Raw genomic sequence first — 11,945 nt, forward strand, 5'->3', positions numbered from 1 at the left:
CAAGGATTTTATCTTTGATAAAATTTAAGATTGTAAAATATAAGTAAAAAAATAATTTCAATACTGGTTGAAAATCTTTGATTTTCTTGCGCCTTAGAAACAGCATAAAAATTAAGAAAATTGCGCCTTTGCGAAATACCAACATTAAACACAAACGATAAAATAAAAAGCACAATACAATGACAGAAAATGAATTATCAAAAATTGTTTTTGAAACAGGATTAAAAATCCATAAAAAACTTGGAGCAGGACTGTTTGAACATGTATATGAAGAATGTCTTTTTTATGAATTAACAAAAGCAGGATTGGCTGTTGAAAAACAAAAACTACTTCCAATTATTTATGAAGAATTAAAAATTGAAAACGCTTTCAGATTAGATATGATTATTGAAAATAAATTAATTTTAGAAATAAAAACTGTTGAGTATATTAATTCAATTCATAAAGCTCAACTTCTAACGTATTTAAAAATGACAAATTGCAAATTAGGACTATTATTAAATTTTCAATCTGATGTTTTCAAAAATGGAGTAACAAGAATTGTAAACTTTTTATAAATAAAGCTAACAAAAATTTGACAAAGTCAAATTCTTTGCGCCTTAAAACACTATTTTTGTAAAAGAAACTTCGAGTCTTTTGCGATAAACCAACAAATGCACCTACAAATAAAAAAAGCCAATATCGGTTACGATAAAACCTTAATTTCAAATGCCAACGCATCTTTGAATTTAGGAGACGTTTGCTTGCTGATTGGAAATAACGGTGTAGGAAAAACTACTTTAATTAAATCTATTCTCCATCAAAATTCTTTATTAAACGGAGAAATTTTAATTAATAATAAAAATATAAAGTATTTATCGGTAAAAGAAATTGCTGAAAATATTGCCATTGTCTTTTCTAAAGCAATCATTCCACAAAATTATACGGTTGAAGATTTAATTTCTTTGGGAAAATACATTTATTATCCTTTTTATTTTGAGCTTAAAAAAGAAGACCGGGAAGAAGTTTCAAATATTATTTTAGAGTTAGATTTAGAGCAATACAAAAATACTCCTTTAAAAAATCTATCTGATGGAAATCTGCAAAAAGCATTTATTGGACGTGCATTAACGCAGAACTCTCCTATTATTATTCTCGATGAACCCACAACTCATTTGGATGAAAAAAATAAAATCATCATTCTAAAAACACTTCGAAAACTTGCCAAAGAACAAAATAAACTGATTTTGTTTTCTTCACACGACTGGCGTTTGGCAAAAGAATTTGCCGACAAGATTTGGTATGTTAAGAACCAAGAACTGTTTTCTGGAATTGTAGAAGATGTTTTACTGAATCATAATGAATTAACCAATGCATCACTATTCCAGGTGAATGAAAATTTTGTGGCTCCTTCTATTATTTCGCCCGAAATTCAAAAAGAGATGCTGTATTCTTTACTGCAAAAAAACTTTCAAAAAGACCTTTCTTTATTTCAATTTAAATATAACAATACATTTTGGGAGATTTCATACAAAAATGAAATACACAAATGCGAATCCTTTGAAGAAATAGTTAATTTAATCTCAAAGCTTTACTAATACGCTAATTTAATTATTTATTCCACATACTATGCATGCATAGTATTATGCTTATCATACAATTTAACGTACTGAAATTCAGTTAATTAATAAATTTTACTATTAATTAATACTATGCATGCATAATATTTGCTACATTTGATAAAACCGATAAGCAAAAAATATGATGGATAACAATAAAGAGAAAACAGAAAATGTAGACCTCATTCTGAAACAGACCTGGTTGGCTGTTTCTAAAATGTATACTGAGCTTGCACAGGAACACGATTCTACCGCAGTACAAGCCTTAACTTTATTAAAAATTGACCCAAAAGAAGGTACAAGAAGTACCAATTTAGGACCTAAAATGGCCATTGAGCCAACTTCCCTCACAAGGATTATTAAACTCCTTGAAGACAACGGATACATCTACAAAGAAAAGACGACTACCGATAAAAGAGAAGTTATCATTAAGCTTACCGATAAAGGATTGAGCTCAAGAAATATGTCTAAAGAAGTGGTGGTGAATTTCAACAAAAAAGTAATGGAAAAAATTGCTCCCGATAAGTTGGATACCTTCAAAGAAGTAATGAGTGAAATCATGAAAATTGCTGCCGACTTGAATAATAGAAAATAAAAAAAACTTCTTTTGAAGGGTGATTAAAAGCCAATTTAATTAAACGATAATAACTAAAATAAATATTAATGAAAAGAAGAATCAAACACGTGACGGTATTAGGTTCAGGAATTATGGGAAGCGGTATTGCTGCACACTTTGCCAATATTGGCGTGCAGGTTTCACTGCTCGATATTATTCCGTTTGAATTGAATGAAGCCGAGCAGAAAAAAGGTTTGACCAAAGATGACAAAGCTGTTCGTAACAGAATTGCTTCAGAAAACTTTGAAAAACTGAAAAAATCAAGTCCGGCTCTACTCTATTCTCCGAAATTTGCAGATAGAATTAAGGTTGGGAATTTTGATGATGATTTAGCTAAAATAAAAGACACTGACTGGATTATTGAAGTTGTCGTTGAAAAACTAGACATTAAAAAATCAGTTTACGAAAAAATCGAACAGTTCAGAAAACCCGGAACTTTAGTTTCTTCAAATACTTCAGGAATTCCAATTAATATGTTGGTAGAAGGAAGAAGCGATGATTTCAAACATTATTTTGCAGGAACGCACTTCTTTAATCCGGTAAGATATCTTCCATTGTTGGAAATTATCCCTACAAAAGATACTGCACCGGAAATTATTGACTTCTACATGAGCTATGGCGCAAAATTCTTAGGAAAGACAACTGTTTTAGCGAAAGATACCCCTGCGTTTATTGCCAACAGAATTGGAGTTTTCTCAATGATGGATTTGCTTCATAATGTTCAGAAATTAGGTTTAAATGTTTCTGATGTAGATAAATTAACCGGTCCGGTTATTGGCCGACCAAAATCTGCGACGTTCAGAACTGCCGATGTTGTAGGTTTAGATACTTTGGTAATGGTTGCGAATGGCGTTCGTAACAGCGGTGTTGAAGCTAATGATTTTAATAATGTTTTTGCACTGCCTGATTACATCCAGAAAATGGTTGATAATAAATGGTTGGGTTCAAAAACTGAACAAGGTTTCTACAAAAAAGTGAAAGGAGCTGACGGAAAATCTGAAATTCACGGATTAAATCTTGATACTTTAGAATACGAACTTCAAGGAAAATCTTCTTTCCCGACTTTAGAATTAACTAAAAATATTGATAAACCAATTGACAGATTTAAAGTTTTAATTGGTGGAAAAGATAAAGCCGGAGAGCTTTACAGAAAATCTTTGGGAGCATTATTCGCTTATGTTTCGCATAAAGTTCCTGAAATTTCTGATGAAGTGTACAAAATCGACGATGCGATGAGAGCAGGTTTCGGTTGGGAAAACGGTCCTTTTGAAATCTGGGATGCCGTTGGTGTTCAAAAAGGTATTGAATTAGCTAAAGAAGCCGGTTATGAAGTTTCAGACTGGGTTAAAAATGTAGAATCTTTCTATAAAGTAAATGATGAAGGACAAAGTATTTTCGTTGATAAGAATTCAGGAGAATACAACAAAATTCCGGGTCAGGATGCTTTCATTATTTTAGATAATATCAGAAAAAATAAAACGCTTTGGAGTAATTCAGGAGCTTCGATTGAAGATTTAGGCGACGGAATTATCAACTTTGAAATCCGTTCTAAAATGAACTCTCTTGGAGGTGAAGTTTTGGATGGATTAAACAGAGCGATTGATTTAGCTGAAAAAGAATATGACGGGTTAGTGATCGGAAATCAAGGAACAAATTTCTCTGTAGGAGCAAATTTAGCAATGATTTTAATGATGGCTATCGAACAGGATTGGGATGATTTGAATATGGCCATTGCGTATTTCCAAAAATCGATGATGAGAGTTCGTTACTCTTCTATTCCTGTAGTTGTCGCTCCTCATGGAATGACGCTTGGTGGTGGTTGCGAAATGACAATGCACGCAGACAGAGTAGTTGCAGCAGCAGAAACTTACATAGGATTGGTAGAAACCGGAGTCGGTGTAATTCCTGGTGGTGGTGGAACTAAAGAATTTGCTTTGAGAACTTCAAGAGAATTCCACACTGATGATGTGAAAAATAATAGACTTCGTGAAGCTTTCATGAATATTGCAATGGGAAAAGTGGCAACTTCTGCTTATGAAGCTTACGATATGGGTATTCTTGAAAAAGGAAAAGATATCGTAGTGGTTGACAAAAAACGTCAGATTGCAGAAGCTAAAAAAGTGGCAAAATTATTGGCTGAACAAGGTTATACTCAACCTATCGAGCAAACCGTAAAAGTATTGGGTAAAGATGCTTTGGGAATGTTCTACGTGGGAACCGACCAAATGTTAACCGGAAACTTTATCTCTGAACATGACAAGAAAATTGCAGATAAATTAGCCAACGTTTTGGTAGGTGGAAATCTTTCTGAACCAACTGTTGTAACTGAACAGTACCTATTGAATCTTGAAAGAGAAACATTCTTACAGCTTTGCGGTGAAAGAAAAACTTTGGAGAGAATTCAGTTTATGTTACAGAAAGGAAAACCGTTGAGAAATTAATAGGGAGCTCCGTAGGAGCGAACTGTTAATAGCAGAATAATTTTAGAAAACATGAAGCCTCGTAGAGGCGACCTGATAATAATTTTATGGCAAACACATACACACAAATTTATATCCAAATTGTTTTCGCTGTTAAAGGAAGACAAAACCTGATTCCAAAAGAAAACAGAGAAGAATTACATAAATTTATCACAGGTATTGTTTCCCATAGAAATCAAAAATTATTCGCAGTTTTTGCAATGCCGGATCATGTTCATATTCTTGTAAGTATGAGTCCGATAGTTACAATTTCTGATTTGGTAAGAGATATTAAAGCAGGTTCTTCAAAATTCATTAACGAAAAAGGATGGATGAATGGAAAATTCAATTGGCAGGAAGGTTATGGTGCATTTTCTTACTCTAAAAGTAGTGTTGATACGGTTGTGAAATATATTTTAAACCAAGAAGTACATCATAAAACGAAAACATTTAGAGAAGAATATTTAGAATTTATGTCAAAATTTGAAATTGAATACGATTCAAAATATTTATTTGAATGGATTGAAGATTAACAGGTCGCTCCTACGGAGCTCCTCGATTTGCAAAACAGAAACAAAAGCTATGAACAGTTTACCTCTACGAGGCAAAAACTTTTAAACTAATTTTAATTAACAATAAAATGAAACAAGCATATATAGTAAAGGGTTTCAGAACCGCCGTTGGAAAAGCTCCAAAAGGAAGTTTACGATTCACAAGACCCGATGTAATGGCGGCAACCGTAATTGAAAAATTAATGGCTGAACTTCCGCAATTAGACAAAAACAGAATTGATGACCTTATCGTAGGAAACGCAATGCCGGAAGCTGAACAAGGCTTAAACGTAGCGCGTTTAATTTCTTTAATGGGATTGCAAACAGATAAAGTTCCCGGAGTTACCGTAAACAGATATTGTGCATCAGGAAGTGAGGCGATTGCAATTGCTTCTGCAAAAATTCAGGCGGGAATGGCCGATTGTATCATTGCAGGAGGTACAGAATCAATGTCTTACATTCCGATGGGTGGGTATAAACCAGTTCCAGAAACGGAAATTGCAAAAACAAACCCTGATTATTATTGGGGAATGGGTTATACTGCCGAAGAAGTTGCAAAACAATATAATATCACAAGAGAAGAACAAGACCAGTTCGCTTTTGAATCTCATATGAAAGCTTTAAAAGCGAATGAGGAAGGAAGATTTGCCAACCAGATTGTTTCGATTCCTGTTGAATATAATTTCCTGGATGAAAACCAAAAAATGCAGACTAAAAAGTTTGATTTTTCAGTAGATGAAGGTCCAAGAGCGGATACTTCTCTTGCTGGTTTATCTAAATTAAGACCTGTTTTCGCCAACGGAGGAAGTGTAACTGCAGGAAACTCTTCTCAAATGAGTGACGGAGCCGCTTTCGTAATGGTAATGAGTGAAGAAATGGTAAAAGAATTAGGTCTTGAACCAGAAGCAAGATTGGTAGCTTATGCAGCAGCTGGACTTGAGCCAAGAATCATGGGAATGGGACCGATTTATGCGATACCAAAAGCTTTGAAACAAGCAGGTTTAGAATTAAAAGATATTGAATTAATCGAATTAAACGAAGCTTTTGCATCTCAATCTGTTGCCATCAAAAAAGAATTAGGCTTAAATCCTGATATTCTGAATGTAAACGGAGGCGCCATCGCTTTGGGTCACCCTCTTGGATGCACAGGAACAAAATTAACTGTTCAACTTCTTGACGAGATGAGAAAGCGCGGAAACAAATACGGAATGGTTTCTATGTGTGTTGGAACGGGACAAGGAGCAGCGAGTATTTTTGAGCTTCTTTAAAAAGGACTAAAAGATAATAGACGGATAGATAATAGAGGTTATAAACACACAAGAAACGATGAATGATTTTAAAAGGCATAATTTTAAAAAGCTTAAAATTTGGCAGATGGGTATGGAATTAACAAAATTCACTTTAGACCTAACTGATACTTTTCCAGCTTACGAAAAATATGGCTTGAAAAGTCAAATAGACAGATGTTCAATATCAATTCCTTCAAATATAGCCGAAGGGTCAAGCAGAACAAATAAGTCTTTCAGTCATTTTTTAGATATTTCTTTAGGTTCTTCATTTGAATTGCAAACCCAAATATTGTTGGCAAATCACAGAAAATATTTATCTGACGAAAGGAGTGAATTTTTTGAAGTTAAAATTGAAGAATTTCAAAAAGCAACAATGGTATTTCAGAATACTTTAAACAAAGACTAAAAAGATAATAGACAATTTAAATACAACTTTCATTGCACAAAAAATCTATCATCTATTTGTCTATTATATAAAAGTCTCAAATAATCTAAAATTTAAAATAAACATAATGAGCAATATAGTAAAAGGCGGTGAGTTCCTAATCAAAGAAATTCCTGCAAACGAAATTTTCAGTCTTGAAGAACTAAGCGAAGAACAAAAAATGCTTCGTGATTCTGCCAAAGAATTTATCGATAGAGAGGTGATCCCGCATCATGATCGTTTTGAGAAAAAAGATTATGCATTGACTGAAGAAACAATGCGTAAATTAGGTGAAATGGGACTTTTAGGAATTACCGTTCCTGAAGAATACGGCGGTCTTGGAATGGGATTCGTAAGTACCATGTTGGCTTGCGATTACGTTTCAGGTGGAAATGGTTCATTAGCAACTGCTTATGGAGCTCATACCGGAATCGGAACGCTACCAACTCTTCTTTATGGAAGTGAGGAGTTGAAAAAGAAATACCTACCGGATTTAGCTACCGGGACAAAATTCGGAGCCTATTGTTTGACAGAGCCGGATGCTGGTTCTGATGCAAATTCAGGAAAAACAAGAGCGAAATTATCTGAAGATGGAAAACATTACATCATCAACGGACAAAAAATGTGGATTTCCAATGCAGGTTTTGCAGATACTTTCACTTTATTTGCGAAAATTGATGATGATAAAAATATCACAGGTTTTGTAATCAACCGTTCAGAATTGGAGAACCCTGAAAGCTTAACTTTTGGTGAGGAAGAGCATAAATTAGGTATTCGTTCGTCTTCAACTCGTCAGGTTTTCTTCAATGATATGAAGATTCCTGTAGAAAATATGCTGGGTGAAAGAAACAACGGTTTCAAAATCGCTTTGAATGCATTGAATGTTGGTAGAATTAAATTAGCTGCAGCAAACCTTGACGGACAAAGACGAATTTTGAACCACTCTATTCAATATTCAAATGAAAGAAAACAGTTTGGTGTTTCTATCTCAACTTTCGGAGCAATCAGAAAGAAAATTGCTGAAATGTCAACCGGAGTTTTCGTAAGTGAAGCAGGTTCTTACCGTTTAGCAAAAAATGTTGAAGATAAAATCGAAGAATTAGTTGGCGGTGGAATGAATCATCAACAGGCCGAATTAAAAGGTGTTGAAGAATTTGCCGTTGAAGCTTCTATTCTTAAAGTTTTTGTATCTGATCTTACTCAGGTAACTGCCGATGAAGGAATTCAAATCTATGGAGGAATGGGATTCTCAGAAGATACTCCAATGGAATCTGCATGGAGAGACGCAAGAATCGGTAGGATTTATGAAGGAACCAACGAAATCAACCGTCTTTTGGCAGTTGGGATGTTGATCAAAAAAGCAATGAAAGGCGAATTAGATCTTCTTTCTCCTGCAATGGCGATCAGCAAAGAATTGATGGGAATTCCGTCGTTCGAAGTTCCTGATTATTCTGCATTTATGAGCGAAGAAAAAGCAATTATTGCCAATCTTAAGAAAGTTTTCTTAATGGTTTCTGGAGCTGCGCTTCAAAAATACATGATGGATATTGAGAAACAACAACATTTATTATTGAATGCTTCTGAAATTCTTAACCAGATCTATATGGCAGAATCTGCAATTTTAAGAGCTGAAAAACACTTCTCAGCTGATTCTGTAGAAGCTGCAATGGCTCAGTTAAACCTTTACAAAGCGATTGATAAAATCATTGCTGCTGCTAAAGAAGGAATTGTTTCTTTTGCTGAAGGTGACGAACAGAGAATGATGCTTTCAGGATTGAGAAGATTTACAAAATATACAAACAGTCCGAATGTAGTTGCTTTAACTGAAAAGGTAGCGGCTCATTATATTGAAAAAGGACATTATTAGTCTTATAAATAAATTTGATTTCAAAACGTCTCAATTTTTTGAGACGTTTTTTATTTTACTTACCTTTAGAATAATATTAAATTCTTAATAATGATATTTAAAATTTACATGTTTATTTCAATTATCTCGTTTAGTTTTTTATTTTCACAGACACATCCGAATGCGAATGATACTTTAGAATGTAATGGAAGACTTGATGATAGCATCATGAGTAGGCTTGAATATGCATACAGCAATAAGTATGAAAAAGAAGATAAATCTAATATAATTAAACCTAAAATTAATTTAGGTTGGTGTGGAACAGAAATAGGACAACAGGCTCGAAATTTAGCTTGTACAAATGCTAAATTGATAGAGAAAAAATATCCGTTTATTTTAGATGAAATAAAAAAAATGACAAAAGATTATCCTGGTTATTCAGATTTAAATATATTTTGGATTAATAAAAAAAGAAAAGACAATGATGATTTAAATTTTAAATTCAATGAAGCTGAAGAAACCAAAATTCAACAATGGAAATCTGAAAAGAATCATTCCTATTTCTCTGTTGTAATTATTTCAAATGAGATAGATGATCACAATGAATATGTCCAACTAGAAATTACTTTTCCCAAAGAATTAATAATTAAGTGTTATGAGTTATCTTATAATAATATTTGGAGTTTTAAGCCAATTTAAAATATTTAATTTGATAAAAGTTCAAAACAATGAAAACGTCTTTAATAATAATTGCAATCGCTTCTTCTGTTTTTGCCAAAAGTCAAGCTACGTCTCATACACCGGCTGGAAAAGATTCTTCAATTGAAGAAAAAATTTATGGCAACAAAGAACCCTACGAGCAAGCCGAAACATTTCCTCAATTTAAAGGAGAAATTACTCAGTTTAAAAAAATACTTTTTGAAAAATTAGATATTAAAAAATTTACTGATAGCAATGAAATTTGCTTTTCTGAACTTAGTTTCATAATTGAAAAAAATGGATCTGTAAGTTCTATAAAAGCAGAGGGTGACGAGAAAGAATTTAATGCTGAAGTAATTAACGCATTTAAAAAAATGAAAACCGAATGGATAGCTGCAAGAACCACAAACTGGGCGGTTCGGTATCATGTAAGTGTTCCTGTTACTTATACTAAAAATAAAATGGGTAAAGGCAACAGTGATACATACAGGTTTTTTGGAGATAAAAAAATAAGTACCCTTGAAATATTCACTGCAGTAGAACAGAAACCCGTGTATACAAAAGGTGATTTTAAAAATAATATAAGATCAAAAATTGGAGATCTTGCAGATTCTTATCCGTTTACAATGACGTTTGTGGTAGAAAGAGACGGGCAATGTTCTGATTTGAAAATTTCTGGAACAGATGAAGAAAAAAATGAAAAATTAAAAAGAGCAATTTTGCCGATAAAAGAAATCTGGATTCCTGCTAAAGTTAGAGGACAAACCGTAAGATGTAAATATGGAATTAATTTTCCTTGAGAAGTAATAAATAAGTGTTATCAGTTGTCTTATAATAATACGTGGAGTTTTAAACCTCTATAATTTTAATTGTTTAATCTAATAAAAATTCAGGACAATGAAACTAGTATTGATAATTACCATATTAAGTTCGATACCATTTTCAGCACAGGTTTCTTCCAGAATACCGTTGAAAATTGATTCTATAAAGTTTCCAAAAATAGAAAAACCGTTCATTGTAACACCATTATCGGAGAGTACAAAATTTGACAGTTCTATTGCAAAATTGTACAGAATGCCGGTAGCAAAGCCGAAAAATCCTACACTCTATTCCAGTTTAAAAGCCCCTCAAAAAGATACTACATTATATAAAATTCCAAATCTTTTGGATGTAGCAAAACCTGCGAAATTAGCGGTTAAATAAAGGTCATAAAAATAAATTTGTTGATAAATTTTCTTTAAAATCGTTGAGTTTATCTCAGACGTTTTATATTTTTGTATTCTATTTTCAAAAGAGAATGACAAAAGAAGAACTTTTAAATAAAGCTATAAAAATTGCCGACAAGGCACATAAAGGGCAAAAAGACAAATATCATGCACCCTACATTGCTCACGTTATGCGTGTGATGGAATACGGTAAAACAATGGATGAGAAAATTGTAGGCGTTTTACATGATGTGGTAGAAGATCATCCCGAAGAATTCAGTTTCGAATATTTAAGATCTGAAGGTTTTCCTGAATACATACTTTTTGCGGTAAGCTGTCTTACAAAATTTGATCCCGAAGAAGTTTATGATGATTTCGTAAAAAGAACCGAAAGATCACCTCTTGCTGTTGCGGTAAAGCTTAATGATCTTCGTGATAATATGGATTTGAGAAGGGTAAACCGGGAATTAACTTCAAAAGACATTCACCGTTTCAATAAATATTTGAAAGCGTACCGATATTTATCAGAGAAATATTAGATTAATCTGCTCCCGGGAAATGATACGTTTTGTTATCATTATCAGTATCGTCGATATTGATGTTTAAAGCTAAATAAATAAAATGAACGTTTTTATTTCCTTTTGCTTCAAATTCTCTCTGCCATAAATAACCGCCTAGAATACCGAAATTTTCATCGATCTGATATCCAAAACCGCCATATAGTCGGTTTCTTGCAAATGAAGGTTTCATTGGTGTAACTACAAAAACTTCGTCGTAAACATTTGCGAAGACTGTCCCTGGAGCAATTTTTTTAGCATTTAGAGGGACTGAGACATTCAAACGATAACGGTAGCGCATTCTTTCAGAATTTTTATCCGTTTGCGGCTCGTAAAACCATGATTTTTCTGCACGAAATCTGTTTTCAAATTTTACAACTCCACTTTTGAAATCTATCACATCCTGCAACCAAACACGGAATTCTTCTTTGTTAATTGCATGATCTTTGTAAGTTGCATATCGTCCTAAACCAATGAAAGGTTTATGGTTTTTGGTAAGATTATATCCTAAACCTCCTTTTATTTCGTAATAATCAGGATAAGTGTAGTCTTCAATGCCTCTCAACTGTCCTTCAGCATAAAGGAAAAATTTTGGATGGAACTTATAGGTCAATGTCAAAGCATTAAAAGAAGAAATGTGTTCCTGTGCTTTAAAAATACTTAAACTAAAAAGTAGGCTTATGCTTAAAATAAGTTTCATC

13 protein-coding genes are annotated in these 11,945 nt (G+C 33.1%); 12 read left to right on the forward strand and 1 reads right to left on the reverse strand.

The features are described 5' to 3' along the window. The first annotated feature begins 179 nt into the window (after positions 1–179). The 12 genes from B5X64_RS09710 (at position 180) to B5X64_RS09760 (ending at position 11,226) form a co-directional block, all read left to right on the forward strand. Complete coding sequence (locus B5X64_RS09710) at positions 180–557, forward strand: GxxExxY protein (RefSeq protein ID WP_079465026.1); 378 nt, start codon at positions 180–182, stop codon at positions 555–557. A 96-nt stretch (positions 558–653) separates the two neighbouring features. Further along, entirely contained in the window at positions 654–1,577 is a 924-nt protein-coding gene (locus B5X64_RS09715) for an ABC transporter ATP-binding protein (RefSeq protein WP_079465027.1), read from the forward strand. A gap of 166 nt (positions 1,578–1,743) precedes the next feature. Next, positions 1,744–2,193, forward strand: a complete 450-nt coding sequence (locus B5X64_RS09720) for a MarR family winged helix-turn-helix transcriptional regulator (RefSeq protein WP_079465118.1) — start codon at positions 1,744–1,746, stop codon at positions 2,191–2,193. Positions 2,194–2,261: 68 nt separating this feature from the next. Beyond that, the gene (locus tag B5X64_RS09725; RefSeq protein ID WP_079465028.1) at positions 2,262–4,655 is read left to right on the forward strand and encodes a 3-hydroxyacyl-CoA dehydrogenase/enoyl-CoA hydratase family protein; all 2,394 of its coding nucleotides are present in this window, start codon (positions 2,262–2,264) and stop codon (positions 4,653–4,655) included. A gap of 86 nt (positions 4,656–4,741) precedes the next feature. After that, positions 4,742–5,206, forward strand: a complete 465-nt coding sequence (gene tnpA / locus B5X64_RS09730; RefSeq protein WP_079465029.1) for an IS200/IS605 family transposase — start codon at positions 4,742–4,744, stop codon at positions 5,204–5,206. Between the two features lie 107 nt (positions 5,207–5,313). Next, complete coding sequence (locus B5X64_RS09735; protein ID WP_079465030.1) at positions 5,314–6,492, forward strand: thiolase family protein; 1,179 nt, start codon at positions 5,314–5,316, stop codon at positions 6,490–6,492. Positions 6,493–6,550: 58 nt separating this feature from the next. Next, positions 6,551–6,919 carry a four helix bundle protein gene (locus B5X64_RS09740; protein ID WP_079465031.1) on the forward strand — a complete coding sequence of 123 codons (369 nt, stop codon included), beginning with the start codon at positions 6,551–6,553 and terminating at the stop codon, positions 6,917–6,919. 106 nt (positions 6,920–7,025) lie between these two features. Next, positions 7,026–8,804, forward strand: coding sequence for an acyl-CoA dehydrogenase family protein (locus B5X64_RS09745; RefSeq protein WP_079465032.1), 1,779 nt, complete (start codon positions 7,026–7,028; stop codon positions 8,802–8,804). A 108-nt stretch (positions 8,805–8,912) separates the two neighbouring features. Then, the gene (locus tag B5X64_RS09750; RefSeq protein WP_139377604.1) at positions 8,913–9,482 is read left to right on the forward strand and encodes a hypothetical protein; all 570 of its coding nucleotides are present in this window, start codon (positions 8,913–8,915) and stop codon (positions 9,480–9,482) included. Positions 9,483–9,511: 29 nt separating this feature from the next. Next, positions 9,512–10,282 (forward strand): energy transducer TonB, encoded by a 771-nt coding sequence (locus tag B5X64_RS09755; protein ID WP_079465034.1) that lies wholly within the window; start codon positions 9,512–9,514, stop codon positions 10,280–10,282. A 97-nt stretch (positions 10,283–10,379) separates the two neighbouring features. Beyond that, positions 10,380–10,685, forward strand: coding sequence for a hypothetical protein (locus B5X64_RS22540; protein ID WP_123920791.1), 306 nt, complete (start codon positions 10,380–10,382; stop codon positions 10,683–10,685). A gap of 94 nt (positions 10,686–10,779) precedes the next feature. After that, positions 10,780–11,226 (forward strand): phosphohydrolase, encoded by a 447-nt coding sequence (locus B5X64_RS09760; protein ID WP_076558268.1) that lies wholly within the window; start codon positions 10,780–10,782, stop codon positions 11,224–11,226. A 1-nt stretch (position 11,227) separates the two neighbouring features. Here the strand turns inward: B5X64_RS09760 and B5X64_RS09765 are convergent, their stop codons facing one another. Beyond that, positions 11,228–11,944: a DUF2490 domain-containing protein gene (locus B5X64_RS09765; RefSeq protein WP_079465035.1), complete on the reverse strand. Its 717-nt coding sequence runs from the start codon at positions 11,942–11,944 to the stop codon at positions 11,228–11,230. Between the last annotated feature and the right edge of the window lies 1 nt (position 11,945).

It is taken from the genome of Chryseobacterium balustinum, from assembly GCF_900168205.1.
Classification (GTDB): Bacteria; Bacteroidota; Bacteroidia; order Flavobacteriales; family Weeksellaceae; genus Chryseobacterium; species Chryseobacterium balustinum.